Below are 26,188 nucleotides of genomic sequence, written 5' to 3'. Positions count from 1 at the left end.
AGGGTCGCGCCGCCTACGGTGCGGTGTCGGGCACGGGGCCGACGGTGCCGAGGGCCGGTGGCGTGCTTCCGACGTGCGCGGACGCGTCCCACGGGTTCCACCGGTCCCGCCGGTCCTGCTGCTCCGCAGCCGTGCTCTCCCTGCGCTGCCGCGGGAGGTGGGGCTGCTGGCCGGGCTGGAAGGCGATGTCGTCGTGGGCGCCGCCGACCTCGATCCGGGCGCGGGTGCCCCAGTTGGTGCGCCGCAGCGTCGCCAGCGACCACAGCCGCAGCGGCAGCAGCAGGCCGATGTTGAGCAGCGCGTACAGCGGGGCGGCGAGGAAGGTCAGCACCCGGTCGGCGATCCTCACCTGTGCGGCGCCGCGCAGGTAGTGGACGGAGCGCACCCAGGCCATGACGCACATGTAGGCCAGGTAGCCGGCCAGCAGCGTCCAGCCCCGCGGGTGCATCAGGACCGCGACGAGCGCCGCGAGCAGCGCCGCGGTGAAGGCGACCCAGGTGACGAGTTCGACGAGGTTCAGCCACCAGTACATGCGGTGCAGCCGGAACTTGGCGAGCAGCAGGAAGCCCTCGCGGATGAACGACTTGCCCCAGCGGACCTGCTGGCGCACGTAGTGGCCGAGGCGCTCGGGGACGTCGGTGTAACCGACGGCCGACGGCTGGATCAGGGAGAGCCCCTCGGTGAGGCAGTAGTACGTCAGGCGCCGGTCGTCCCCGAAGGTCGCGGGGCGGCCGAGGAACCGCTGGTCGAGGAAGTCGTCGAGGTGCTTGCGGACGACCCAGCCGCGGTACATGGCGAGCGACCCGCACGCGCAGAGCACCGAGCCGAGGCGGGAGTAGGCCACCCGCTCGCCGAGGAAGGCGTTGACGTAGCGCATGTCGATCAGGCGCGTCAGGAGGTTCGTGCCGCGGTTGTGGGCGAGCACCAGCCCGGTGACGCACTGGACCCGGCGTTTGGCGAAGGGCCGGGCGAGCTCCGCGACGGCGTGCCGGTCGAGCAGCGTGTCGGAGTCGATGCACAGGTAGACGTCCGCGAGCGGCTCCTGCCCGAAGCCCGCGGCGAGGCCGTGGCGCTTGCCGCGGTTGTCGGGGAACCGGAGGAAGTCGAGGCGGACCCCGGCCCGCCGGAACCGTGGGCGCATCTCCTCGACCAGGGCACGCGCCGAGTGGTCCTCGGAGCAGTCGTCGACCACGGTGAGGGAGTGCGGCGGCAGAGTCTGCGCGAGGACCGACTCCAGGCAGCCGCGCAGCATCGCCGGGGCCTCGTTGTAGACCGTGATCACACCATGGATGCGGAGCCGGGTCACGGGCTTGTCGAACGTGAGCTCCGGACGGCGGCGCCGGCGGATGGAGAGCAGCAGCTTGACGGCGAGGAGGGAACCGACGGCCACTCCGTACCAGTGCACATGACCAAGGGACCACGAGAAGTGGCCCCATGCATCCGCGAGATCGAGCATGGGCAGTGGAGACCTCCGAACGAACGCCCCCACCCGCCGGACAGAACTTTGAACGCGTGTTCTGCGCACGAAGGTAACCCGGGCGGAGGAACGGCGAAAGGCACATCCTCCGCATATTTCACCGGTAAGCCCGCAATCCGGCCTCCAGGGACGCCACATGGGCGAAGCGGACATCGGATGTGAGAGTGCTCACACGGGGTCGGGCGGGCCCACTCGCCCCGGGCGGCGCCGGAGGAACTAGGCCGACATCGGCCGGGCCGCGTCGTCGGTGGCGGCCTCCAGGTCGGGGAACACCTCGAAGAGCCGGCGTACGCCGAGCGCGGCCAGCACCCGGTTGACGTGCGCGACACCGTCGGAGGGACTGTTCCGCGGGAGGATCAGCCGCAGCTGGCCGGCACAGGACCGCATCAGCCGCCGGGCCGCGATCAGCACGCCCACACCGCTGGAGTCGCAGAAGTGGACCCCGGCCAGGTCCAGCACCACGCTGTGCCGCCCGTCGGCCACCGCGTCGTGTACGTGCTGGCGTACCACCGGCGCGGTCACGAGATCCATTTCTCCCGAAACGGTCAGGACCACCCAGCCGTCCCGCTCGTCCTGCACCACCTGCAATGCCACTGTCTGGCCCTTCTCCCGGCAGCGGTCGTACAGACCCTATGCCCCGCGCGGGCCGCTTCCCCGCAATCTTCCGGTCACACCCGGGTAACGCATTACCAGAATCGATCAGTTATGGCAGAAGCTTGCCTCAAGGCGTCGTACGTGGCAGCAATCGGCGGATACATTCGATCCGAGGCAGTGCGACCGTAGTAGGGCGACGGCGACAAAGGGGGAGACGCGATGGCGGCATCCGCACCACCCCGCTGGGACCGCAAGATGCAGCAGCGGCTCGCGCGCGGCGAGGAGGCCGCGCTCGGAGAGCTGTACGACCGCTACGCCTCCCTCGTGCACAGCCTCGCCCACCGCGTCATGGACGACGAGGAGACCGCCGCCCAGATCACCCGTGAGGTCTTCGGCTACATCTGGGAGAACCCGGACGCCTACGACCCCAAGCAGGGTTCGCTGCGCTCCTGGATCGCCGGCCTCACCCAGCGCCAGTCCGTCCACCGGCTGCGCCAGTCGGAGAACCGCGGCGCGGGCAGCCCCGAGCAGGTCGAGGCCCGGGTCCGCGAGGCCTCGACGGCCGCCCGCGCCGACTACATCGTGACCTCCATGCCCGAACCCCTGCGCCAGGCCCTCGACCTCGCCTACCGCCGCCGCATGGACTACCGCGAGGCCGCCGCGGACCTCGGGGTCACCGAGGACGAGGCGCGCCGCCGCCTCCGGCTCGGACTCCAACTGCTGTCCACCGCCGTGCAGGACTCCTCGCCCCAGGGAAGGTCCCTGTGAACGGACCGGCCGATAACGGCGAGACTCCCCCGTCCGGGACCAACCTGCCCCGGGTGCCGATGCCCCGCGGCGCCGCCGAGAACGGCCCGCTGCCGGAGGTCGGGCCCGTGTCCCCGTCCTCGCCGGACGCGCCCGCGCACGGCGCGGCGCGAGCGGCGGAGGCGGCGCGCGAGCCGGAGCGCGAATCCGAGAAGGAACCCGTGCGGCCCGAACCCCCGCAGTACGACCACCGCGTGCTGCGCTCCCTGCTGGGCGCGTGGGCGCTGTCGGCCTGCTCCCGTGACGAGGCCGGCGCCGTCGATGTCCACCTCACCGATTGCGCGCCGTGCGCCGAGGAGGCGGTGCGACTGCGCCGCGCGGTCGGCCTGCTGCACCAGGACGAGTCCCTCGACCTCGACCCGCTGCTGCGTGCCCGCGTCCTGGAGGGGTGCCTGGGGCGCCGCCCGGCGCGCATCCCCGTCCCCGAGTGGGCCGCTCCGTACGACGCAGAGACCGCGCGCCTCGACGCGCTCCTCACCGACCTCGGCGAGCCCGAGTGGGACATGCCCGTCAAGCTCGTCTGGGCCGGCGGGACGCGCGAGCTGACGCTCTGCGGCGTCCTCGCCCATCTCGGCTCGGTGGACGGCGTCGTGGCCACCGCCCTCGGCCTCGACGACCCGCTCGGCCCGGGCGCGCCCCGTACCCGCCTGGAGCGCACCGAGCTCGCCGGGGAGCGCTGCCGCCGCCACACGCACGCCTTCGTCCGCAACAAGTGGCGCACCCAGACCCGGGACATCGTGCGGACGCTGTCCTTCGCCGGCTCCGCGACCGGCGGACTGCCGGTGGACTTCGCCGACGCCGTCGTGCCGATGCGCGACGCGCTGATCGACCGCGCCTTCGAGTGCTGGATCCACGCCGAGGACATCGCGCAGGCCCTGGACTACCCCGAGTACGGGCCGCCGGCGGCGCCGCACCTCAACCGCATGATCGACCTCGCGGCCCGGATGCTGCCCACCGCCCTGGCCGCGCTCCGCCAGGCGGGGCTGGCCGAGTCCACCGCGAGACTCGTACGGGCCGGGGCCCCCGGCCGCACCCTCGACCTCCACGTCGAGGGGTCCGGCGGCGGCCACTGGTACATCTCCCTGGACTCGCCCGGCGCGATCGGCACCCCCGAGGCGGTGGTCGCCGAGATCGCCGTCGACCAGCTCGACTTCTGCCAGCTGGCCGCCGGCCACATCTCCCCCGGCCGCATCGCCGCCGGGCGCGACGGGGACAGCGCGGCGATCCGGGACGTCCTGCACGCCACGGCATCGTTGTCACGTCTCTAGTAGTCCGCCGCGGGGAGCGGGCGGCCTACCCCTTGCTCACCGCCGTCAGCACCTCCGGCAGGCGGCCCAGCAGGCGGGGCGCCGCCGTGCGGACCCCCAGCACCGCGAACGCCGCCCCGTACAGGCAGCCCAAGGGCAGCAGGAGCCACAGCGCGCCGTGCCGTCCCGAGACATGGAGCCAGATCAGCAGGCCGAGGACGGGAAGCGTGATCACCGCACCCGTCAGCGCGCCCCCGACGAGACTGAGCCAGGCCAGGCTCGTCTGGCCCGGCGCGGCCGCGCTCCCGAAGCGGTTCTCCTGCGGCATGGAGTAGGGGAAGCGCACGCTCGCCCAGGCGCCGGTGGCGACCAGTGCCCCCAGCAGCGCGAAGGAGAGCCCGAGCGTCTCGGCCACCGCGTCCGCCCGCCCCAGCAGAAGGGCCGCGCCGATCGTGACGACGGCCACGTACGGCACGCCCACCACCACGATCGCCAGGGCCCGTCCGCGCAGTTCCGCGTACGCGTCCGCACGGGAGGAGATCGTCGCGGCGACCGTCCAGAAGGCGGAGCCGTCCATGCCGAACTGGTTGTACATCTGCAGCCCGAGCAGACCCGCCGCCCAGCAGGCGGTGTAGACGCTGCCCTCCTGGACCGCCGAGACGAGCGGTAGCAGCAGCCCCACGGCCAGGGCGGTGGCCCAGGCGGCCTTGGTCCGCGGATCGCGCCAGGCGTAGCGGAACTGGCGCTCCATGACGGTGCCGGTGCGCCCCTCGGGGAAGAGCCGGAACCGGGTCTCGCGGACGCTCGACGGGCCCGCCTGCAGCGTGGAGGCGTCCGGGCGGGTCATGAGCCGGTCCAGACTGGTGTGCCACCACATGAGCACCAGTGCCAGCACCGCCCCGGTCCAGGCGAGTTCGGCGACCGCGAGCCCGTACGAGCCCTCCCCCGCCGACCGCACCGCGTCCAGCGCCGAGGCCGGCGGCACCCAGCGCAGCACGGTGGTAAAGGCGCTGATCCGCTCAAGACCGTGCCCGGAGGTGAGCGCGTTGGCGGCCAGACTCACCAACTGGGCGCCCACCGCGATCAGTACACCGCTGAGGACCGCCAGGTCGCGCCCCTTGCGGCTGGTCAGCAGCCGGGTGTTGGCCGCGGCCACCGCGCGCGACAGGGCCACGCACAACAGCACGGCGAGCGGCACCGCGAGCACCGCGGCCACCGCCGACGCGGCGTCCGCCGCGACGGACACCGCCGCTCCGGCCACCACCAGGAACGTCAGCAGCGGCCCGACGCCGACCAGCGAGGACACCAGAAGCGCCCGGACCAGCGGCCACGGCCGCAGCGGCAGCATCGCCAGCCGGGTCGGGTCGAGGGTGTCGTCGCCGCCGAAGACGAACAGCGGCATGACGGCCCAGCCGACCCCGAGCACCACACCGACGCCGACGGCCGCCGAGGGCGCGTACTCGTTGCCCCGCAGGACGACGAGCCCCACGGACATCCCCAGCGCGTACAGCAGGGACACCAGGGTGCCGGCGATCCAGCCGACCCGGCGGCCGGTCGACTGGCGCAGCCCGTTGCGGAGGACCGACAGCTTGAGCCGTACGAAGGTGCCCGTCACGACCGGCTCGCCCCGGCGGGCCCGTCCCCGCCGTCAGCACCGTCAGTGCCGCCCGCTCCGGCCGCGCCGGTCCCGGCGCCCCGCGCCGCCGGCGCGTTCGCCCCACCGAGCCAGTCCAGGTCCTGCCCCGGCCCGCGGTCGCGGGCGCCCACCAGGGTCAGGAAGGCGTCCTGCAGCGTCGGCGCCTGCCCGCGCACCTCGGCGAGCGGGCCCTGGGCCACGATCCGGCCGGTGGCCATCACCGCCACCCAGTCGCACAGGCTCTCCACGAGCTCCATGACGTGCGACGAGAAGACGACGGTCGCCCCGGACCCGGTGTAGCGCTCCAGCACCCCGCGGATCACCTGGGCGGAGACGGGGTCGACGCCCTCGAAGGGCTCGTCCAGGAAGAGCACTTCGGGATTGTGCAGCAGCGCCGCGGCGAGGCCGATCTTCTTGCGCATGCCCGTCGAGTAGTCCACCACGAGCTTGTTGGCGGCCCCGGCGAGGTCGAGGACGTCGAGCAGCTGGGCCGCGCGGCGGTCTGTCTCCGCGCCCGGGATGCCGCGCAGCCGGCCGGTGTACGCCAGCAGCTCGCGGCCGGTGAGCCGTTCGAAGAGCCGCAGCCCCTCCGGCAGGACACCGATGCGGGACTTCACGGCGGCCGGGTCGCGCCAGACGTCCGCGCCGCCGACCTCGATGAGGCCGTGGTCGGGCCGCAGCAGTCCGGTCACCATCGACAGGGTGGTGGTCTTGCCCGCCCCGTTGGGCCCTACGAGTCCCACGAAGTGTCCGGCGGGCAGTGTCAGATCGATCCCGGCGACGGCGACCTGCTGCCCGAAGCGTTTCCACAGCCCATGGACGCGCACGGCGGGCGCGACGGATGCGTTCGGCATCCGCTCAGCCTATGCCGAGGGGGGTGTGGCCCGGCTAGCGTCCGCAGGCATACGCGAGGGGGGAGATCAGCTCCTCGGTGTCCGGCAGCCACCGGTTGAGGGCGGTGGGCTGGCGCACCCACTGCACGACACCGCCCGTGCCGAGCCGGGTGGGCGGAGCCGGGACCCAGTCGCCGTCGCCGCGCACCACCAGGTCGAGCGAGGAGGGCGCCCAGCCGAGCCGGCGCAGCAGGCCCGGCACCTTGGCGGCGGCCCCGGGCAGCACGAAGAAGATCATCCGGCGGGACGGGGTCCCGAGCACCGGGCCGAGCGGCAGTTCCATGCGCTCCATACGGGCCAGCGCGAGGCAGCCGGCGTCCTCCGGGACGTCGATCGCGTCGAAGGTGCGTCCGGTGGGGAGGAGGACCGAGGCGTGCGGCTGCCGCTGCCACATCCGGCGCACCGCGGGACCGCTCCCGCTGGCCTCGCCGACCCAGCCCGGGCCGGACGGGTGCGCCCCGGGCGCCGGGCAGGCGGTGTCACCGCAGGAGCAGCGCGGACCACCGCGGCCGGAAGCGCCGGGGATGCCGGGGACGCCGGAAGCGCCGGAGGGGGAGGCGTGCTCGACGAGCCAGGCACCGGGCAGCACGTCCCAGTGCCGCTCCTCCGCGTACCCGACGGCGGCGTCGAGGAGTTGGCCGGCGTTCCGCCGCGGGGCTGCGATGGTGTGTTCCACGGTGTCTTCCACGACCTTCACAACTGCACTGCCCTGCGCGGGTTACGGGCTGTGACGTCCCGGCCTCGCGGCTCATGCCGGGCGCACGGGAGCACAAGCGGGGGCGCGCGGTGGGGGTGGTCCGGCATCCGGGTAGTCACCCTTGGGTGTGTAAGCATGCATCCCTCCGTAAATTATGTCGTTTGCGAGGCATTTGAGTGGCGCGTACCGGGAAGGGATCTTCGGGAAGGGATCTTGAGGTCCCGAAAGCGGCAGCTGTGAGGGGGAGCCCATGGCCGCACGACCGCTCGTCGCCCGCCAGCCGAACGAACGGCTGCAGGCACTGATCCAGGAGGCAGGCTGCTCCAACGCCGGATTGGCCCGCCGGGTCAACATGTGCGGCGCGGAGCACGGCCTCGACCTGCGTTATGACAAGACCTCCGTGGCCCGCTGGCTACGCGGCCAGCAACCGAGGGGCCGGGCCCCGGCGATCATCGCCGAGGCCATCGGCCGCAAGCTCGGCCGCACCGTCACCATCGACGAGATCGGCATGGCCAACGGCAAGAACCTGGCCACCGGTGTCGGCCTGCACTTCTCGCCCACCGTGCTCGGCGCGATCGAGCAGGTCTGCGAGTTGTGGCGGAGCGACGTCGGCCGCCGGGACTTCCTCACCGGCTCCAGCGTGGCGGCCTCGGCCCTGGTCGAGCCCAGCCGGGACTGGCTGATCACCCGGGCCGACACGCAGGTCGCGCGCGCCGGAGGGCAGCGCGTCGGCATGTCCGACGTCGAGGCGGTACGGGCCACCACCCGGGCGCTGAACGAACTCGACCACCGCTTCGGCAGCGGTCATGTGCGCCCGGTGGTGGTGCACTACCTCAACAGCGTGGTCTCCGGGCTGCTCGCCGGCTCCTACCGGGAGGCGACGGGGCGCCAGCTCTTCTCCGCCGTCGCCCGGCTGACCGAACTCGCCGGCTACATGGCCGTCGACACCGGCCAACCCGGGCTGGCGCAGCGCTACTACATCCAGGCGCTGCGGCTGGCCCAGGCGGCGGGCGACCGCGCGTACGGGGGCTACGTCCTGGCCGCGGGGATGAGCCACCTCGCCGCGCAGCTCGGCACCCCGCGGGAGATCGCCCAACTCGCCCGTGCCGCACAGGAGGGCGCCCGCGGCCAGGTCACCGCCACCGCGCAGGCCATGTTCCACGCGGCGGAGGCCCGCGGCCACGCGCTGATGGGAGACGCGCGGGCCTGCGGCGCCGCCGCGGGGCAGGCCGTGGAGGCGCTGGAGCGCTCCGAACCGGGCGACGACCCCGACTGGATCCGGCACTTCGGCCCGGCCTACCTCGCCGACGAACTCGCCCACTGCCACCGCGACCTCAACCAGGCGCCGCAGGCGGTCCGCCGCGCAGAGGAGGCACTGGCCGGGCACGCTCCGGACAAGGCACGCCGCCGCGCCATCGGCCTGCTGCTGCTCGCCCAGGCCCAGGTCCAGCAGCGGGAGATCGAGCAGGCCTGCCACACCGGCGCCCAGGCCGTCGAACTGCTCGCAACGCTGCGCACGACCCGTGGCGCGGAGTATCTCGACGACCTCCGTCTGCGTCTGCAGCCGTACGCGGCGGAGAGCGCGGTCCGGGAGCTCGACGCCCGGCTGGAGGAGGAGGAACTGGCGGCGTGACGGCACGGGGGGACGGGGGCGTCGCGCGCCCCCGTCCGCCGAATCGTTACGGGAACGACATCAACCCAGCGCCAGGGGCACCCTGTTCCACGACAGGGGGCACCCCGGACCCCGTGGGACCGACCGCGGCGTGGTGACGTCCCGAGCAGACCCGGTAGCGTGAGCCGACGATTCCGTAGCGACGGAGAAGGCAGAGGTACCGGTGATGCACGGCGGACGCGGTGACGAGGCGTATCCGGAGGTGCACGAGGGCGTGGTGCTGCCCGCGGACGGGGGCATACCCGGCCCGGGAGCGACCGCGGCATGGGGTGCGGGCCCCGCGGCCGGGCAGCCGTGGGGCGATCAGCCCCAGGCGTACGACCCCCCGCAGCAGTCCCTCCCGGACACCGACGCGACACAGCTCTTCCCGCCGTACCCGCAGGCCCGGCCGCCCATGCCGGCCCACGAGCCGCAGCAGCCCCCGGCGCCCCAGTTCCAGCCCGGCCCCGCGGCGGACGCCACTCAGGTCTTCCCGCCGTACCCGACGCCCGAGGCCGCGTACGGCATGCGCCCGGGCGATGCGGACGCCACCCAGCACCTGCCGCGCTTCGAGGACGCGCAGGCCCCGCAGCCGGCCTCCGGCTACGGCTACCCGCACGCGCCCCAGGGCCACCAGGGCCACCAGGGCCACGACGCGACACCCCCGGCGCAGCAGCCCCACGACGACTTCGGGCACCTGTACCGCCAGGACGGCCCGCCCCCGCAGCAGCAGCCCGGCTACGGCGCTGCACCGGACTACGCGCAGCCCGGCTACGGGCAGCCGGGCCACGCGCCGCAGCCGTCCTACGGCTACGACGAGCCCGCACCGAACCGCCGCAAGCTCACTCCGGCCGCGCTGATCGGCATCGTCGTCGGAGGATGCGCCGTCGCGGGTCTCCTGGCGGGTGCACTGATGAGCGGCGGAGACGACGACCCGGCCGCGGCCCAGTCCCCGGCGCCCTCGACGAGTGCCTCCGCCCCGGCCTCCTCCGGTGGAGGAGGTCAGGACGCGGCGGAGAAGCAGGCCAAGGGCCTGGAGGCGCTGCTCAAGACGAGCGGCAGCAACCGCACCTCGGTGATCAGCGCGGTCGAGAGCATCAAGGGCTGCCGCAATCTGGACGGGGCGGCCGCCGACCTGCGGGCCGCAGCTCAGCAGCGCAACGACCTGATGACCCGGCTGAAGTCACTGCCGGTGGACGAGCTCGCCAACCACCAGGCCCTCACCGACGCCCTCAACAAGGCGTGGACGGCCTCCGCGGCGGCCGACAACCACTACGCGGCCTGGGCCGATCAGCTCAAGGGCAGCAAGAAGCTCTGCCGTCACGGCCAGGCGCGCCACACCAACCAGTACGCGGCCGGCAACACCCAGAGCGGCACCGCCTCGCAGGCCAAGTCGAGCGCGGCCGCGCTGTGGAACCCCATCGCCAAGAAGTACGGGCTGACGCAGCACCAGGGCAGTCAGCTCTGAGGCGGACTCCCCGGAGGCACCGGGGCGTTCCACGGCCACGGCCTACGGTGCCTCCGCCCGCCCCGCGGACTGCCCGCGCCCGTGAGGGCCCGGGCACCCCTCATCAGCCCGGGGCGTCCTCCAGGGTCTCCCTGACGTCCACGAAGCCCTTGCGGGCGGCGACGAGTCGGCCCTTCTCCACCTTCTGGAAGGTGACCCAGCCGTTGACCAGGCGCGGCTGTTCGATGACGGCGGCGGCGTCCTGCTCCCGCCAGCCGAGCGCGGGCGTGAGGCCGTCGGTGGAGACGTCGTGCGCCGCGTCCAGCGCCTGCTTCAGCGTCGGGGCCGTGATCGCCTGGTCCTTGCCCATCTTCTGGATGACCGCGGTGAGGGCGGTGTAGGCGATCCACGTCGTCTGCACGCCCGGGTCGTTCGGGTCGATGTCGTTGTCGCCGAAGGCGTACCTCTTGATCGTGTTCCGCATCAGCGCCCAGCGGGAGTCGGAGGCCGGCGGGTACCAGCCGGTGATGTAGGCGCCCTCCAACGGGCTGTTGCTGCCGCCGGTGCTGTCGAGGGTGGACTGCTGGACGCTGCCGAGGACGGAGGCGATCTGCGCCTTGGGACCCTCCTCGCCGCCGGTCACCGGGTCGGTGGTGGTCGTGCGGCGGAAGGCGTCGAAGAAGGTGGCGGTCTTGTCGCCGAGCGCGGCGCTCACGCAGTCGCCGGGCTTGTTGGCGCCGATCGCCTGCCGGGAGACGGTGTTGTAGTCGGTGGCGTCCTCGGCGGCGCGCAGGTCGGTGGCACTGGTGCGGCCCGCGTCGCGCAGGCCGGCGTCCAGGAAGCGCGCGAAGATGTCGCCCGCGGCGGTGTCGGGGCGTACGAGGCTCACCTTGTCGCACTTGCCCGCCAGTTGACGGCCGGCACCGGCCATCAGCGCGGGCAGCCCTCCGTTGACGGGGTAGGAGAGCGGGCTCTCGAACTCGTCCTGGGTGATGCCGTAGCCGCCGAGGTACGGGATGCCCTCGGCCTCGAGCGTGGAGGTGAAGGCGGCGCCGTACTGGCTGTAGGAGCCGACGACGGCGACCGCGCCCTCGTCGGCGGCCCGCTGGGCGCAGTCGCCGGCGCCGAGCGAGTTGTTGTGATCGTTGCAGGTGATGACCTTGAGCTCCCGGCCGCCGATTCCGCCGCGGGCGTTGACGTACTTGGCGTAGGTCTTGGCCATGGCCGGCATGCCCGGCATGTTGGTCGCGCTGGTGTTCTGCGGCGCCCACGTCATGACCACGATCGGGCCCGTGGTGCCGTCGGTCCCCCCGGGCAGCGTGCCGCACCCTGCCAGCAGTACGACTCCGGCCATCGCGGACACGAAGGGAACAGCTCTGCGTGTACGGCAATCAGTCATGGAACGGGAAGATTCCGCGCTTCCCGTAACGCAGGGGTGAACGCCGGGGAACGCAGGGTCACCATCGGGTGAACAGAATGTGTGGAGTGGGAAGCACGTACGATCGTGCACTGTGCAGAGTACGGAGAAGTCTTCCCGCCGCGGCACCCGCTCCTCCACGATGGGGGGCATGCCGCTCAACGACATGCCCTGGTGGCGCTGGCGCGCGAACGTGCGTTCCGCGCTGCACATGATCAGCGACCCGGTGTTCCAGCGTGAGGTCTGGCTCGCGGGGCAGCCGGGCTACGGCGACGTGACCGACGCCGTCTACCGCCTGGTGGAGGACACCTGGCTGGACAACTGGTCCGCGGAGAAGTACGTCGGCACCGTCTTCCGGGACTCCCAGGAGGCGGCCCTGGTCGACGTGGCCGTGCTGCGGGTGCTGAAGATACTGCACCAGGTGGGTGCGGACGCCCCCGTCTCGGCGTACCTGGAGCACCACGCGTGGCCCGAGGCCGTGCGGGCCGCCCGGGAGGCCCACGTGCGGCTGGCGTCCGGGGACGGCGAGGACCCGGACACGCCGCCGCGCTCACTGGAAATCCTCAAGATCTACACACGTACGGCCTGAGCCGTCCGCCCTGCCGCCCGCGCCGCGGCGCGGGCGAAGGTGCCACCTGCGACGACACCAGGGGCGCCCGGCTGGCGGACGGCTTGGGACGGCACGGCCACTTTGTGCGACCCTAGCCCCGTGAACGCCGCCGACGAGTCGCAGCCGCAGCAGTACATCCTCACCCTGTCGTGCCCCGACAAGGCGGGCATCGTGCACGCCGTGTCGAGCTACCTCTTCATGACCGGATGCAACATCGAGGACAGCCAGCAGTTCGGCGACCACGACACGGGGCTGTTCTTCATGCGGGTGCACTTCTCGGCGGGCCACCCGGTCACCGCCGACAAGCTGCGCGCCAGCTTCGCGGCCGTCGCCGACGCCTACCGCATGGACTGGCAGATCACGCCCTCCGCCGAGCGGATGCGCATCATCCTCATGGTCAGCAAGTTCGGGCACTGCCTGAACGACCTGCTGTTCCGCACCAGCATCGGCGCGCTGCCGGTGGAGATCGCCGCCGTGGTCTCCAACCACACCGACTTCGCGGAGCTCGCGAGCTCCTACGACGTCCCCTTCCACCACATCCCGGTGACGAAGGAGAACAAGGCCGAGGCAGAGGCGGAACTGCTCTCCCTGGTGGAGAAGGAGAACGTCCAACTGGTCGTTCTCGCCCGCTACATGCAGGTCCTGTCGGACCACCTCTGCAAGGAGCTGTCCGGCCGGATCATCAACATCCACCACTCCTTCCTGCCCAGCTTCAAGGGCGCCCGGCCCTACCACCAGGCCCACGCCCGCGGGGTGAAGCTGATCGGCGCGACGGCGCACTACGTCACCGCCGACCTCGACGAGGGCCCGATCATCGAGCAGGAGGTCGAGCGGGTGGGTCACGAGGTCAACCCGGAGCAACTGGTCGCCATCGGCCGCGACGTGGAGTGCCAGGCCCTGGCCCGCGCCGTGAAGTGGCACAGCGAGCACCGCGTCCTGCTCAACGGCCGCCGCACGGTCGTCTTCGCCTGACGCCCGGCCGGCGGGCCGGCGCGGCGAGGTTCAGGCCTGGCACACCGGCCGGCCCGCGACGTCCGCCAGGAAGGTCTCGACCGCCGCGTACCAGGCCTCGGGCTGGTCCCAGGGGACGAGGTGGCCGGCGTCGGGGATCTCCGCGTACGAGCCCCGGGGCAGCACCCGCACCATCTCCTGGGCCTCGGCGCGGCCCAGCTCGCCGTCCCAGCCCCGCACGACGAGCGCGGGGCAGGACACCTGGGCCAGCTCGTCCCAGTGGGCGTCGTGGATCCAGGACTCCCGGGAGCGCAGCATGTGCCGCCGCTCGAACACCGGGCGCCAGCCGTCGGCGTGCTCCTCCATCACCTCGGCGAAGAACTCCCCGCGGGCCGGGCGGGAGCCCTCCAGCCACGGATCCTCCTCGCCGAACCACCGGCGCACCGCGTCGGGGCCGGAGAACGGCAGCGGCCAGGCCCCGAACCAGTCCTCCCAGTGGCGCTGGCTGGCCTCCCCGAGGGCCACCGCCCGCATGTCGCACAGGACCACGCCCCGTACCAGCGACGGCCGGCGCGCGGCGAGCTGCCAGGCCGTGAGGGCGCCCATGGAGTGCCCCACGACGGTGACCGGGGCGAGCCCCAGCTGTTCGACGACGGCGGCGGCGTCGGCCACATAGGCGTCCCGCGTGTAGGGCCCCTCGGGCTTGGCGCTGCGTCCGTGGCCGCGCTGGTCCAGGGCCACCACGCGATGGCGGGCGGCGAGCCTGCGGGCGGTGCCGGCCCACTGGGAGGCTCGTCCCATCAGGCCGTGCAGCAGCAGGACGGCGGGCCGCGGCGCCTCCTCGGGAGCCGTCCCGGGCCCTTCGGCGTACTCCCACGCCGTGAGCGGGAGGCCGCCCGCTCCGGTGACTTCGACGCGCCTGGCCATGTGCCGCACCCCCTGGTACGTGACGTTCAGACCCCCACGCTATCGAAATCCTGTTCGATTCGCGTCTTCACGCGCGCAACACCGCTCTTTCGAGTGACAACGCTCAAGGATTGCCGGAGCGCGCCGAGGGGAGGACTTCAGCGGGACGCGGTCCGGCGGGGAAGACGGGCAGCGGGGAGCCACCCGGACAGCTCGGGGATCCGGGTGGGCTCCACGGGGACCCAGGGGAGGGGACGGGGGGATCGGGGGAGGAAGGGACTCCGGCGCAAGGGGAGGCGCCGGGGTCCCTCGGACAACGGAGACGGCACCGGCACCGCCCTTGGGCACGCCGCGACCCGCGGCGACCAGGCCGATCGGCGACGCGACACAGCGCAACGCAACGCAGTACGACGCGACGCGACGCCGCGAAGATCCTTGAGACCGGCCGGCCTTCCGGCCGGCCCTACCGCTTGGCGACGAACACGTGCGACGCGGTCTCCGTGCTCAGCTCCGCCGCCTCGCCGCCGCTGCCGACCAGCACACCGCCCGCCGACGGGGTCACCGACACCACCGCGCCCGGCTGCACACCGGCCCGCCGCAGCGTGTACATCAGCTGGGCGTCCGTCTGGATCGGCTCGCCGATCCGCCGCACGACCACGCTCGCACCCGCCTGGCCCGTCTCCAGGTCGATCAGGCTGACCATGCCCTCGTCCAGGAACGGGTCCGCGCCGTCCTTCTCGCCCAGCTCCTCCAGGCCCGGGATCGGGTTGCCGTAGGGCGACTCCGTGGGGTGCCGCAGCAGTTCCAGGACGCGGCGCTCGACCGCCTCGCTCATCACGTGCTCCCACCGGCACGCCTCGGCGTGCACGTGCTCCCACTCCAGCCCGATGACGTCGACCAGGAGGCACTCGGCCAGCCGGTGCTTGCGCATCACGCGCGTCGCGATCCGCCGGCCCTCGGAGGTCAGCTCCAGATGCCGGTCGCCCGCGACGTGCACCAGCCCGTCCCGCTCCATGCGCGCGACGGTCTGACTGACCGTCGGTCCGCTTTGGTCGAGCCGTTCGGCGATTCGGGCGCGCATGGGGACCACACCCTCCTCCTCCAGCTCAAGGATGGTGCGGAGATACATCTCCGTCGTGTCGATCAGTCCGGACATGCGTGCCCCTCGATGGCTCGTACGTGGCCCTGGACTCAATTCTGACGCATGCGACCGACAACCGGGGCCCTGTGGTTGACAGGCGGACGCCGCGGCAGCACGGTTCTCGGCATGACCGATCTGGCCGCCACATATTTCGATGCCGCCATCGCACTGCTCAGGCGCGTGAGGGACGAGGAGTCCGCGGGGATCGAGGCGGCCGCGGCCGCGCTCGCGGACACCGTGGCGGCCGGGGGGCGGGTGTTCGCCTACGGCGCCGGGCACTCCTCGCTCCCCGCCCAGGACGTCGTCTACCGCGCGGGCGGCCTCGCCCTGGTGAACCTGCTGGCCGTGCCCGGCGCGGTCGGCGTGGACGTCGTCCCCGCCACGCTCGGCAGCGCGCTCGAACAGGTCGGCGGCCTGGCCCGGGTCGTGCTGCGCAGCTCCCCCGCGCGGGCGGGCGACCTCCTGGTGATCATCTCCCTCTCCGGCCGCAACCCCCTCCCCGTGGAGATGGCGCAGGAGGCCAAGGCGCTCGGGATGACGGTGATCGGCGTCACGTCGGTGGCGTACGCCAAGGAGACGCACTCCCGGCACGCGAGCGGCACCTTCCTGAAGGACCACTGCGACGTCGTCGTCGACAGCAAGATCGCGCCGGGCGACGCGGAGCTGTCCGTATCGGGTATCCCGGCGCCCTTCGGCCCGGCCTCCACCGTGGTGACGAGCGCGCTGATGCAGGCCGTCGTGGCGACGGCCGCGGCGGACCTGGCGGAGCGCGGCGTCACCCCGCCCATGCTGCGCTCGGGCAACGTGGACGGCGGCCACGAGTGGAACGCGAGGGTCTTCGAGGAGTACGCGGACCGGATCTTCTACCGCCGCTGAGTCCTCGGTCAGGCCCGCGGCGCCAGGTCGAGGCAGGCCGCCACCCGCAGCGCGACGTCCTCGGCGAAGGCCGCGTCGGCCCGGTCGAAGGGACGGCGGCCCGCGCCGCGCAGGAAGGTGAGGACGCCGAGCGTGCGGCCGCGGCTGCGGAGCACGGCGCACAGTCCGTGGACGGTGCCGTCGGGCCAGCGCCGGGCGGCGGCCCAGCTGTCGACCTGGGCCCGGGACGCGGGCTCGGCGGCCGCCGCCCCGAAGCCGGCCCGGACGGAGCCGGTGCGGGCGACCGCCTGCAGGGCCGGGTGCCCCTCCCCGTACCGCACCGGGATGCCGCCCGACACCGGCAGGCAGGGCCCCGCCCCGCCGGAGGGCGTGGCGGCGGCCCGGACGAGGCGCGCGCCGTCAGGCGCCAGCACGTCGAGCAGCGCGTGCTCGGCGAACCCGGCGAGGGAGAAGTCCACGTAGCAGGTGGCCGCCTCCAGGGGCTCCTCGCACTCGGCGACGGCCAGCGCGGCCCGGTGGAGCTGGTTGCTGCGGAAGCGCAGCCGCGCCGCCTCCTGCTCGGCGACCTTGGTGTCGGTGACGTCGTGGAAGAGCCACCCGACGCCGAGCGGCACCGGCTCCTCCCCCAGCGGCGAGCCGAGCCGCACGAAACCGCTGCGCCAGCAGCAGCGGGTGCCGCCGTCCGTCCGCAGACCCACCCACAGCTCGCTGGGCGCGGGCGGCGCGCCCTCGGCGAGCACGTGCTGCAGGGCGCTCTCCAGCTCCTCGACGCCCTGGTCGAGGAAGTCGCCCAGCGGCCGCCCGAGCGGCGCGTCCCGGCTGGTGCGCAGCGCCCGGGCGGCGTACGCGTTGACGACGACGGGACGCAGGTCGGCGTCGACGAGGACGACCCCGCACGGCGCGTCGTCGAAGAGGGCCTCGCTGAGGGCTATCGAGCGCTCCAGGTCGATCTGGGCGTGCACCTCGGAGAACGCGCAGTAGACCCCCGCGGGGCGCCCGTCGGAGCCGTGCACGGCGGCGGACTGGGTCCGCACCAGCACCCGGCGGCCGTCCTTGGTCAGCAGCGCGAACTCGTGGACCTGGCGGCCGTCCGCGGCCATGGCCCCCAGCAGCCGTTCGCGCACCTCGTCGGCGTCGGCGGTGCGCGCGGCCCAGCCGGCGAATCCGCGCCGGCCGACGGCCTCCTCCGCCGTCCAGCCCAGGATGCGGGCGGCCTCGGAGTTCCAGTGCGTGATCACTCCGTCGCGGTCCAGGGCACAGAGTCCGGCCTCCATGCCGTCGAGGAGCGCGGCGAGCAGCTGCGGCGTCGCATCAAATGACTGCACGTCTGGACATTCAACCCTTGTGTGACCGGCGACACAGGAACTTCACGAAATTGGGTGGCCGGGGCGCCGTGGTGCGCGGGGCGAAAAAAACCACTTGTCGTCCGGCGGACCGTTTCTTAGGGTTGCGAGCACACATGAAGGGAGGTGGTCCGGAGAATGAGTTCCCATCGGACGCGTGAGGTGACTGCGGGCTGACGCCTGCGCTCCTCGCCTGCGCGCGATGTGCGTAGCGGGCCAATTCCATCGCAGTCACCCGACCCGCGGGCTCGTCGGATTCGTCCGGCCGATGCCCGGACGGTTCGCCGTCCGGGAAGCAGCCCGCGGGTCGTCTGCGTTCTCACCCGCCGACGCCCCTGTGCGCCTCACCCGCCGGCACCCTCCCCCGGGCCCGGGCCGCCCCTCAGGGTGACAGGCGCCGCACCGTCCAGCCGCCCTCCGCGGCCGTGTACACCAGCCGGTCGTGCAGCCGGTTCTCCCGCCCCTGCCAGAACTCCACGCTGCGCGCGACCACCCGGAAGCCTCCCCAGTGGGGCGGCACGGGCACGTCCGTGCCCTCGGGGTAGCGGGCGGCCAGCTCCTCGTAGCGGCGCTCCAGCTCCTCCCGTGCGCCCACCACCGAGGACTGCTCGCTCGCCCAGGCGCCGATCCGCGAGCCGTGCGGCCGGGTGCGGAAGTACGCCTCGGTCTCCTCACGGGAGACGCGCTCGGCGGCGCCCGCCACGATCACCTGGCGTGCGATCGGGTGCCAGGGGAAGAGCAGCGAGGCGTGGGGCCGCTCGGTGAGCTCTCGGCCCTTCCTCGACCCGTAGTTGGTGAAGAAGACGAAACCGCGGTGGTCGTAGCTCTTCAGCAGGACCGTCCGCGAGCTCGGCAGCCCGTCGGCCCCCGCGGTGGAGACCACCATGGCGTTGGGCTCGTCGACGCGGGCGTTGACGGCGTCGGCGAACCAGTGCGCGAACTGCGTGTACGGGTCGCCGGCCAGCTCGGCCTCGGTCAGTCCGTGGGCGCGGTACTGCTTGCGCATGGCGGCGGGGTCGTGGTGGCTGTGCTGCACCCGCACATCTTGCAGCACGGCGGCGGCACCGTGTGCCGAACGGTGCGCCGGACGCCGCGTGGGAGGCCCGCCGCAACATGTGCCGGACCTCACGCTTCACGTCACCTGCGGGAGGGGACAGACTTACAGGCCGGGTATCTGTGCCCTCTCGACATCGGGGGATATCGTGCGGGGCACCCAGTGCCGACCCCCATGCCCCACCCCGTGTGCCACAAGCACCACTCGATCGTCGACCGCATCAAGAGGAGCCGCCTGATGTCCGACTTCGTACCCGGACTCGAGGGAGTCGTCGCCTTCGAGACGGAGATCGCCGAACCCGACAAGGAAGGCGGCGCCCTGCGCTACCGCGGGGTGGACATCGAGGACCTCGTGGGCCACGTCTCCTTCGGGAACGTGTGGGGCCTGCTGGTCGACGGTGCCTTCAACCCCGGCCTCCCGCCCGCCGAGCCCTTCCCGATCCCCGTGCACTCCGGCGACATCCGCGTCGACGTCCAGTCGGCGCTGGCGATGCTCGCGCCGGTGTGGGGTCTGCAGCCGCTGCTGGACATCGACGCCGAGCAGGCCCGCGAGGACCTGGCGCGCGCGGCCGTGATGGCGCTGTCGTACGTGGCGCAGTCGGCGCGCGGCCAGGGCCTGCCGATGGTGCCGCAGCGGGAGATCGACAAGGCGCAGTCGGTGGTCGAGCGCTTCATGATCCGCTGGCGCGGCGAGCCCGACCCGAAGCACGTCGCGGCCGTCGACGCCTACTGGACCTCCGCCGCCGAGCACGGCATGAACGCGTCCACCTTCACCGCCCGGGTGATCGCCTCCACCGGTGCCGACGTGGCCGCCGCGCTGTCCGGCGCGGTCGGCGCCATGTCCGGCCCGCTCCACGGCGGCGCGCCCTCGCGCGTGCTGGGCATGATCGAGGAGATCGAGCGCACCGGTGACGCCGAGGCGTACGTGAAGCAGGCCCTGGACAAGGGCGAGCGCCTGATGGGCTTCGGCCACCGCGTCTACCGCGCCGAGGACCCGCGGGCGCGGGTGCTGCGCCGCACGGCCAGGGAGCTGGGCGCCCCCCGCTACGAGATCGCGGAGGCCCTGGAGAAGGCCGCCCTGGAGGAACTGCACTCCCGCCGCCCGGACCGCGTCCTGGCGACCAACGTGGAGTTCTGGGCCGCGATCATCCTGGACTTCGCCGAGGTCCCGGCCCACATGTTCACCTCGATGTTCAGCTGCGCCCGCACCGCGGGCTGGTCGGCGCACATCCTGGAGCAGAAGCGCACCGGCCGCCTGGTGCGCCCGTCGGCCCGCTACGTCGGCCCGGGCTCCCGCGACCCGCGCGAGGTCGAGGGCTACGCGGACATCGCACACTAGTCCGGTGCGGTGCACCCTGGGGGCATGAGGCTGTTCGTGGCCGTCGTACCCCCCGGGTCCGCCCTCGCCGAACTGGGGGGCGCTGTGGACGCGCTCCGCGACCTGCCGGGCGCGGACGGGCTGCGGTGGACGGACCGTGCCGGGTGGCACGTGACGCTGGCGTTCCTGGGCGAGGTGGACGAGGGCCTGCTGCCGGTCCTGGTCGAACGGCTGGAGCGGGCGGCGCGCCGCCACCCGCCCTGCCGGATCTCGCTGACGGGCGGCGGCCGCTTCGGGGACCGCACGCTGTGGGCCGGTGTGGACGGCGACGACCTGGGCCGCGCGGCCGCGGCCGCGGAGGCCGCCGCCCGGCGGGCGGGCGTCCGCCACGAGGACGGGCACGGCCGCTTCCACGCCCACCTCACACTCGCCCGGCAGCGCGCCGGGCGCACCAGAGTGGGCCTGCGGCCGTTCACGACCGCCCTCACGCAGTTCGCGGGGACACCGTGGACGGCGGCGGCGGTCTCCCTGGTGCGGAGCCATCCGCCCACACCCGGGGTGCCGGGGGCCCAGCCGCGGTACGAGACGGTGCGGACCTGCCCGCTGGGGCACTGAGGCCGCCCCGTTAACCTCGATGCGTGGACCCGAAGACCCGTACCCGAGTAATGACCGCCGCCCTCGCCCTGCTGGTGGTCGTGGTGATCGTCGGCACGTTCGTGCGCGGCTAGCGGGCCGGGCGACCGGACGGCCGGAGGGGGCCGGGCGCCTCAGGCGCCGGCGTACACCCTCTCGACGAACTCCGCGACCTGTTCGTCGGTGAGGTGGCGGGCCAGGTCGGCCTCGGTGATGATGCCGATCAGTTTCTTGTCCTCGACGACCGGGAGCCGCTTGATGCGGTGCGACTCCATCTCGGTCAGGACGTCGGAGACGTCGGCGCCGGCGTCGATCCAGCGGGGGGTCCCCTCGCACAGGTCGCCGCAGGTCACCTTGGAGGGGTCGCGTCCGGCGGCGATGCACTTGGTGACGATGTCCCGGTCGGTGATGATGCCGCACATCCGGTCGTTCACGTCGTGGACCGGCAGCGCGCCGACGTTGAGCTCGCGCATCAGCTGCGCGGCCCGGTCGAGAGTCTCGGTCGCCGGTATCGCACGGGCGCCGGGGTGCATGATCTCTTTGGCTGTGGTCATACCCTCATCGTGCGCCCGACCGGGTGAATCTGCGACCGGGCGCACGACGGGGCGGGGACCGCTGACGCCTACCAGGCGAAGGCCTCCGGGGAGGGGCCGGGACCGGGGAAGATCTCGTCCAGCTCGGCGAGCAGTTCCGCGGGCAGTTCCAGTTCCACCGCGCGCAGCGCGGAGTCCAGCTGCTCACGGGTGCGCGGGCCCACGATCGGGCCCGTGACGCCGGGACGGCCCAGCAGCCAGGCCAGGGCGACGTCACCGGGCTGCAGTCCGGCCTTGTCGACCGCGTCCTCGTACCGCTGCACCTGCTCGCGCAGGGCGCTGTCCTTCAGCGAGTCGGCGCTGCGGCCGGAGGTGGAACGGGAGCCGCCGCCCTCGCGCTCCTTGCGCAGTGCGCCGCCCAGCAGGCCGCCGTGGAGCGGCGACCAGGGGATGACGCCGAGGCCGTACTCCTGCGCGGCCGGGATGACCTCCATCTCGGCGCGGCGCTCGACCAGGTTGTACAGGCACTGCTCGCTGACCAGACCCAGCGAGTGGCGCCTGGCGGCGGCCTCGTTGGCCTTGGCGATGCCCCAGCCGGAGAAGTTGGACGACCCGGCGTAGAGCACCTTGCCCTGCTGCACCAGGACGTCGATCGCCTGCCAGATCTCCTCCCACGGCGTCGCGCGGTCGATGTGGTGGAACTGGTAGACGTCGATGTGGTCGGTGCCCAGGCGCTTCAGGCTCGCCTCGGCGGCACGCCGGATGTTGAGCGCGGAGAGCTTGTCGTCGTTCGGCCAGGGGGCGCCGTCGGCGCCCATGTTGCCGTAGACCTTGGTCGCCAGGACGGTCTTGTCACGGCGGCCGCCGCCCTTGGCGAACCAGCTGCCGATGATCTCCTCGGTGCGGCCCTTGTTCTCGCCCCAGCCGTAGACGTTGGCCGTGTCGAAGAAGTTGACGCCCGCGTCGAGCGCGGCGTCCATGATGGCGTGGCTGTCGGCCTCGTCCGTCTGCGGGCCGAAGTTCATCGTTCCCAGTACGAGCCGGCTGACCTTGAGTCCGGTGCGTCCGAGCTGTGTGTACTCCATGGGACACCAGCCAAGCCGTTGGAGTGCGCTCGAATCAAGCGGAGTTGCGGGGGTGTCGGTAGGGCGCCCCCAGGCCCCACGCCTGGTGCGCGGCGTCGGCGAACGCGGCGGCCAGCCGGTGCTCCCCGGAGGCGTTGGGGTGGGTGCCGTCGTAGGTGTCCCGGGCGATGTCGTACCCGGCCGGGCGGGAGGCCAGCAGCAGCGGCGAGGCCGGGGTGTCCAGGTCCGCGACCGCCTTGGCCAGGCGGGTGTTGAACTCCTCGCACTGCGAACCGAATCCGGGGTCCTGATCGCAGCGCGAGTTGGGTATGACCGGCAGCAGCACCGCGGCGACCCGGGGGTTGGCGGCCCGCGCCCGCGCGACGAACAGCCGCACGTTGGCCTCGGTCTGCCCGGGGTTGGTGTAGAAACCGAGGTCGATCAGGCCGAGCGACACCAGCAGCACGTCGGGACGGTGCTCCCGCACGGCGCCCTCGATCAGCGGCGCCATGTGCAGCCATCCCTCGCCCCAGCCCGCGAGGTGGCGGCGCGCGGAGAGGGGGAAGTCGGGGTCGGCGTAGTGCTGGGAGACGGCCGCGTCGGCCGCGGGGTCGTACAGCGCGGTCCGCGGGCCGACGATCGCGAAGTCCTCGCCCTCCGTGCCCAGCGACCGAAGGTGCCGCCACATGCGGTAGCGCCAGGTGTGCTCCCCCGCGCTGCCGATGGTCATCGAGTCGCCGACGAACATCCACGCCGTGCGGCGTCCTGGCGTGCGGCGGGGCTCGTCACCGGGGCCGTGGGGAGCACTGGACATGGAGGGGATCCTATGGCCCGGGGGCCCGTCGCAAGGGCCCTGACCTTGGGTCCGGCGTTGTTAGGACTGTCACTGCAAAGGGCCCGGCACGCACGGCCCGCCGCGGGGATTGGCCCAGTGCCTGCATCCTTGAATGGCCCTGCTGAGCGGGCCGTTCCGTTCCTAGGGTGGCGGGCATGACGCACTCGGTGGACTTCTACTTCGACCCCATCTGCCCCTTCGCCTGGATCACCTCCCGCTGGATCCTGGAGGTGGAGCGGGAACGCGAACTGCGCCTGCGCTTCCGGGTGATGAGCCTGTCCGTGCTCAACGAGGGCCGCGAGGGCCTTCCCGAGCGCTACGAGCGGCTGCTGAGCACCGGCTGGGGCCCGGTGCGCGTCTGCGTCGCCGCCGCCCGGCACCACGGCGAGCATGTGCTGGGCGAGCTGTACACGGCGCTCGGCACCCGGCTGCACGTGCAGGACCGCCCGGCCTCCGACGAGGTGCTGCGCGAGGCGCTGGCGGAGGCGGGCCTGCCGCCGGAGCTGGCCGAGGCCGCGGGCGGCACCGCGTACGACGAGGAGCTGCGCCGGAGCCACCACGAGGGCATGGACCCGGTCGGGGAGGAGGTCGGCACGCCCACGCTGCACGTCGACGGGGCCGCCTTCTTCGGCCCCGTCCTCAGCTCGATCCCGCGCGGCGAGGAGGCGGCGCGGCTCTTCGACGGGGTGCGGGCGCTGGCCGGCCACCCCGCCTTCTTCGAGCTGAAGCGCAGCCGCACCGGCGGCCTCGACTTCGCCTGAGCCGCCGACCTGGCAGGCTTGGCGCATGCGCCCACTGTTCGCCGCGGCCGCGGCCTCCGTCCTCGTCATGGGTCCCCTGGTCGGCACCGCGGCCGCCGACGACGGGGAGTCCGTGGCCTTCACGATGTCGGACCCGCGGATCACCGAGTCGAGCGGCCTGGTCGCCAGCCGTCTCCACAAGGGCGTCTACTGGACGCACAACGACAGCGACGACGGCCCCTACGTCTACGCCGTCGACTCCGCGACGGGCCGGACGGTCGCCACCGTCACCCTGCGCGGCGTGGGCAGCCCGCGCGACGTCGAGGCGATCTCGATGGGCCCGGACGGCGCCCTCTACGTCGGCGACATCGGCGACAACCTCGACGGCTCCTGGCCGCACGTGTGGATCTACCGCTTCCCGGAACCGAAGCGGCTGGCCGACCAGACGGTGACCGCGACGCAGTTCACCGTCACCTACGACAAGGGCCCGCGCAACGCCGAGGCGATGATGGTCGACCCGAAGTCCGGGCGGGTCTACATCGCGAGCAAGAACGAGGACGGCGGCGGCCTCTACGAGGGCCCGGCGAAGCTCTCCGCGAGCGGCACCAACGTCTTCCGGCGCATCGCGGACATCCCGCTGTGGATCACCGACGGCGCCTTCTCCCCGGACGGCAGCCGGCTGGTGCTGCGCGGCTACTTCGGCGCCCTGATGTACCGCTGGTCGGACGGCACGGCCCGCCGGATCGACCAGATGCACGTGCCGCTGCAGCGGCAGGGCGAGTCCGTGGCCTTCACCCCGGACGGCCGGTCCCTGATGTACGGCAGCGAGGGCACCGACAGCGAGGTCTGGCGCTCGCCGCTGAGCGGGGACGACCTGCCGGAGGCCGCCCGCCGGGACGCCCCCTCCTCGCCCGGGTCCCCGGGGAGCTCCTCGGCGGACGCCGCGGGTTCCGGCGCGGACGAGCCCGGTTCGACCCGGCAGTTCGCGCTGGGCGCCGTCACCCTGGCCGCGATCGCCGCGCTGCTGATCGGGGTGCGCCGGCTGCTGCGCCGGGAGCGCTGAGCCGCCCGGGAACGCCGACGGGCGGGGCGGTCGCCCCGCCCGTCGGCGGTGGTGGCCCCGTGGTGGGGCCGGGGATCAGAGCCGCTCGATGACGAAGTCGACGCAGGCGGTCAGGGCCTCGACGTCCGCCGGCTCCACGGCCGGGAACATCGCGACGCGCAGCTGGTTGCGGCCCAGCTTGCGGTACGGCTCGGTGTCGACGACGCCGTTGGCGCGCAGCACCTTGGCGATCGCGGCGGCGTCGATGTCGTCGTTGAAGTCGATCGTTCCGACGACCTGCGAGCGCTTGGCCGGGTCGGTGACGAACGGGGTCGCGTGCTTGGAGTCCTCGGCCCAGCCGTACAGGTTGCGCGAGGAGGCGGCGGTGCGGCCCACCGCCCAGTCGAGGCCGCCCTGGCCGTTGATCCACTCCAGCTGGTCGTTCAGCAGGAACAGGGTGGCGAGCGCGGGGGTGTTGTACGTCTGGTTCTTCTTCGAGTTGTCGATCGCGGTCGGCAGGTCGAAGAAGGCCGGGATGTGCCGGCCGGAGGCGGCGATCCGCTCGGCGCGCTCCAGCGCGGCCGGGGAGAACGCGGCGATCCACAGGCCGCCGTCGGCGGCGAAGGACTTCTGCGGGGCGAAGTAGTAGACGTCGGTCTCGGCGATGTCGACCGGCAGGCCGCCCGCGCCGGAGGTGGCGTCGACCAGGACGAGGGCGCCCTCGTCGGCGCCGGCGACGCGCCGCAGCGGCATCGCGACACCGGTGGAGGTCTCGTTGTGGGTGAAGGCGTAGACGTCCACGCCCGCCTCGGCGACGGCCTCGGGGTGCGATCCCGGGTCGGCGGAGATCACGGTCGGCTCGTCCAGCCACGGCGCCAGCTTGGCCGCCTTGGCGAATTTGGAGGAGAACTCGCCGAAGCTGAGGTGTTGCGACTTGCGCTCGACGAGGCCATGGGTGGCGATGTCCCAGAAGGCGGTGGAGCCGCCGTTGCCGAGCACCACCTCGTAGCCCTCGGGGAGCGCGAACAGCTCGCGGATGCCGTCCCGGACCCTGCCGACCAGGTCCTTCACCGGCGCCTGCCGGTGAGAGGTGCCCATCAGCGAGGTGCCGGTCGCGGCCAGCGCGCTGAGCGCCTCGGGCCGCACCTTGGAGGGGCCCGAACCGAATCGTCCGTCGGCGGGCTTGATGTCAGCGGGAATCTGGATCTCGGCCACGTTCGCAGCGTAGTGCGTGACGACCCCGTCACGGGGCTGCGTTCCATCCGGTGAGACATGCG

At 73.0% G+C, this 26,188-nt stretch carries 25 protein-coding genes; 11 read left to right on the top strand and 14 right to left on the bottom strand.

Going from position 1 to position 26,188, the window contains the following annotated elements:
- Positions 1–13 precede the first annotated feature (13 nt).
- Both PV342_RS11960 and PV342_RS11955 read right to left on the bottom strand, forming a co-directional pair.
- Positions 14–1,456 (bottom strand): glycosyltransferase family 2 protein, encoded by a 1,443-nt coding sequence (locus tag PV342_RS11960; protein WP_500316900.1) that lies wholly within the window; start codon positions 1,454–1,456, stop codon positions 14–16.
- A 237-nt stretch (positions 1,457–1,693) separates the two neighbouring features.
- Positions 1,694–2,071 carry an STAS domain-containing protein gene (locus PV342_RS11955; protein WP_089222457.1) on the bottom strand — a complete coding sequence of 126 codons (378 nt, stop codon included), beginning with the start codon at positions 2,069–2,071 and terminating at the stop codon, positions 1,694–1,696.
- 219 nt (positions 2,072–2,290) lie between these two features.
- Between PV342_RS11955 and PV342_RS11950 the strand changes: the two genes are divergently transcribed.
- Positions 2,291–2,839: a sigma-70 family RNA polymerase sigma factor gene (locus PV342_RS11950; RefSeq protein WP_018559981.1), complete on the top strand. Its 549-nt coding sequence runs from the start codon at positions 2,291–2,293 to the stop codon at positions 2,837–2,839.
- Positions 2,836–4,146, top strand: a complete 1,311-nt coding sequence (locus PV342_RS11945) for a maleylpyruvate isomerase N-terminal domain-containing protein (protein ID WP_500316897.1) — start codon at positions 2,836–2,838, stop codon at positions 4,144–4,146. Before PV342_RS11950 ends, PV342_RS11945 begins: the two co-directional genes overlap by 4 nt.
- A 25-nt stretch (positions 4,147–4,171) precedes the next feature.
- Here the strand turns inward: PV342_RS11945 and PV342_RS11940 are convergent, their stop codons facing one another.
- Genes PV342_RS11940 through PV342_RS11930 form a run of 3 tightly spaced genes read right to left on the bottom strand, consistent with a single transcriptional unit; the run spans position 4,172 to position 7,351 of the window.
- On the bottom strand, positions 4,172–5,740 hold the full coding sequence (locus PV342_RS11940; RefSeq protein ID WP_400803961.1) for a transporter: 1,569 nt from the start codon (positions 5,738–5,740) through the stop codon (positions 4,172–4,174).
- Positions 5,737–6,615, bottom strand: coding sequence for an ABC transporter ATP-binding protein (locus tag PV342_RS11935; RefSeq protein WP_400803964.1), 879 nt, complete (start codon positions 6,613–6,615; stop codon positions 5,737–5,739). Before PV342_RS11935 ends, PV342_RS11940 begins: the two co-directional genes overlap by 4 nt.
- Positions 6,616–6,649: 34 nt before the next feature.
- Entirely contained in the window at positions 6,650–7,351 is a 702-nt protein-coding gene (locus PV342_RS11930) for a bifunctional DNA primase/polymerase (protein ID WP_400803967.1), read from the bottom strand.
- 250 nt (positions 7,352–7,601) lie between these two features.
- On the opposite strand from PV342_RS11930, the gene PV342_RS11925 reads away from it, so the two are divergent.
- The gene (locus PV342_RS11925) at positions 7,602–8,984 is read left to right on the top strand and encodes an NsdA family TPR-like regulatory protein (RefSeq protein WP_018559986.1); all 1,383 of its coding nucleotides are present in this window, start codon (positions 7,602–7,604) and stop codon (positions 8,982–8,984) included.
- A gap of 205 nt (positions 8,985–9,189) precedes the next feature.
- The gene (locus tag PV342_RS11920; RefSeq protein WP_500316894.1) at positions 9,190–10,470 is read left to right on the top strand and encodes a hypothetical protein; all 1,281 of its coding nucleotides are present in this window, start codon (positions 9,190–9,192) and stop codon (positions 10,468–10,470) included.
- Between the two features lie 103 nt (positions 10,471–10,573).
- Here PV342_RS11920 and PV342_RS11915 read toward each other — a convergent pair whose 3' ends face one another.
- The gene (locus PV342_RS11915) at positions 10,574–11,848 is read right to left on the bottom strand and encodes an ABC transporter substrate-binding protein (RefSeq protein ID WP_400803979.1); all 1,275 of its coding nucleotides are present in this window, start codon (positions 11,846–11,848) and stop codon (positions 10,574–10,576) included.
- Positions 11,849–12,008: 160 nt separating this feature from the next.
- Here PV342_RS11915 and PV342_RS11910 point away from each other — a divergent pair, with 160 nt between their 5' ends.
- Together PV342_RS11910 and purU are read left to right on the top strand one after the other, a co-directional pair.
- Complete coding sequence (locus tag PV342_RS11910; protein WP_018559989.1) at positions 12,009–12,455, top strand: SCO4402 family protein; 447 nt, start codon at positions 12,009–12,011, stop codon at positions 12,453–12,455.
- Positions 12,456–12,575: 120 nt separating this feature from the next.
- Complete coding sequence (purU, locus tag PV342_RS11905) at positions 12,576–13,448, top strand: formyltetrahydrofolate deformylase (protein ID WP_400803981.1); 873 nt, start codon at positions 12,576–12,578, stop codon at positions 13,446–13,448.
- A gap of 30 nt (positions 13,449–13,478) precedes the next feature.
- Here the strand turns inward: purU and PV342_RS11900 are convergent, their stop codons facing one another.
- Positions 13,479–14,354 carry an alpha/beta fold hydrolase gene (locus PV342_RS11900; RefSeq protein WP_400803984.1) on the bottom strand — a complete coding sequence of 292 codons (876 nt, stop codon included), beginning with the start codon at positions 14,352–14,354 and terminating at the stop codon, positions 13,479–13,481.
- 442 nt (positions 14,355–14,796) lie between these two features.
- On the bottom strand, positions 14,797–15,489 hold the full coding sequence (locus tag PV342_RS11895; RefSeq protein WP_018559992.1) for an iron-dependent transcriptional repressor DtxR: 693 nt from the start codon (positions 15,487–15,489) through the stop codon (positions 14,797–14,799).
- A gap of 111 nt (positions 15,490–15,600) precedes the next feature.
- Here PV342_RS11895 and PV342_RS11890 point away from each other — a divergent pair, with 111 nt between their 5' ends.
- Positions 15,601–16,350 (top strand): SIS domain-containing protein, encoded by a 750-nt coding sequence (locus PV342_RS11890; protein ID WP_400803987.1) that lies wholly within the window; start codon positions 15,601–15,603, stop codon positions 16,348–16,350.
- Between the two features lie 8 nt (positions 16,351–16,358).
- Here PV342_RS11890 and PV342_RS11885 read toward each other — a convergent pair whose 3' ends face one another.
- Both PV342_RS11885 and pdxH read right to left on the bottom strand, forming a co-directional pair.
- The gene (locus tag PV342_RS11885; protein ID WP_386988108.1) at positions 16,359–17,675 is read right to left on the bottom strand and encodes a PAS domain-containing protein; all 1,317 of its coding nucleotides are present in this window, start codon (positions 17,673–17,675) and stop codon (positions 16,359–16,361) included.
- Positions 17,676–18,075: 400 nt separating this feature from the next.
- Entirely contained in the window at positions 18,076–18,699 is a 624-nt protein-coding gene (gene pdxH / locus PV342_RS11880) for a pyridoxamine 5'-phosphate oxidase (RefSeq protein ID WP_361005030.1), read from the bottom strand.
- Positions 18,700–18,984: 285 nt separating this feature from the next.
- On the opposite strand from pdxH, the gene PV342_RS11875 reads away from it, so the two are divergent.
- The gene (locus PV342_RS11875) at positions 18,985–20,085 is read left to right on the top strand and encodes a citrate synthase 2 (RefSeq protein WP_026251166.1); all 1,101 of its coding nucleotides are present in this window, start codon (positions 18,985–18,987) and stop codon (positions 20,083–20,085) included.
- Positions 20,086–20,109: 24 nt separating this feature from the next.
- The gene (gene thpR / locus PV342_RS11870; protein ID WP_018559997.1) at positions 20,110–20,679 is read left to right on the top strand and encodes an RNA 2',3'-cyclic phosphodiesterase; all 570 of its coding nucleotides are present in this window, start codon (positions 20,110–20,112) and stop codon (positions 20,677–20,679) included.
- Positions 20,680–20,831: 152 nt separating this feature from the next.
- Here the strand turns inward: thpR and PV342_RS11865 are convergent, their stop codons facing one another.
- The 3 genes from PV342_RS11865 to PV342_RS11855 all read right to left on the bottom strand — a co-directional run bounded on the left by PV342_RS11865 (position 20,832) and on the right by PV342_RS11855 (position 23,042).
- Positions 20,832–21,251 (bottom strand): CBS domain-containing protein, encoded by a 420-nt coding sequence (locus PV342_RS11865; RefSeq protein ID WP_018559999.1) that lies wholly within the window; start codon positions 21,249–21,251, stop codon positions 20,832–20,834.
- A 68-nt stretch (positions 21,252–21,319) separates the two neighbouring features.
- Positions 21,320–22,315, bottom strand: a complete 996-nt coding sequence (locus PV342_RS11860; protein ID WP_329187246.1) for an aldo/keto reductase — start codon at positions 22,313–22,315, stop codon at positions 21,320–21,322.
- Positions 22,316–22,349: 34 nt separating this feature from the next.
- Positions 22,350–23,042 (bottom strand): GDSL-type esterase/lipase family protein, encoded by a 693-nt coding sequence (locus PV342_RS11855; protein ID WP_500317150.1) that lies wholly within the window; start codon positions 23,040–23,042, stop codon positions 22,350–22,352.
- Positions 23,043–23,284: 242 nt separating this feature from the next.
- Here PV342_RS11855 and PV342_RS11850 point away from each other — a divergent pair, with 242 nt between their 5' ends.
- Complete coding sequence (locus tag PV342_RS11850) at positions 23,285–23,890, top strand: mycothiol-dependent nitroreductase Rv2466c family protein (RefSeq protein ID WP_400803992.1); 606 nt, start codon at positions 23,285–23,287, stop codon at positions 23,888–23,890.
- A gap of 25 nt (positions 23,891–23,915) precedes the next feature.
- Positions 23,916–24,932: a hypothetical protein gene (locus PV342_RS11845; protein ID WP_018560003.1), complete on the top strand. Its 1,017-nt coding sequence runs from the start codon at positions 23,916–23,918 to the stop codon at positions 24,930–24,932.
- A 75-nt stretch (positions 24,933–25,007) separates the two neighbouring features.
- Here the strand turns inward: PV342_RS11845 and serC are convergent, their stop codons facing one another.
- The gene (gene serC, locus PV342_RS11840; RefSeq protein ID WP_018560004.1) at positions 25,008–26,126 is read right to left on the bottom strand and encodes a phosphoserine transaminase; all 1,119 of its coding nucleotides are present in this window, start codon (positions 26,124–26,126) and stop codon (positions 25,008–25,010) included.
- Positions 26,127–26,188: the final 62 nt, after the last annotated feature.

It is taken from the genome of Streptomyces sp. PA03-3a (assembly GCF_033792735.1).
Lineage (GTDB): Bacteria > Actinomycetota > Actinomycetes > Streptomycetales > Streptomycetaceae > Actinacidiphila.
The sequence above is the reverse complement of the archived record's forward strand: the minus strand, read 5'-3'. Positions and strand labels throughout refer to the sequence as shown.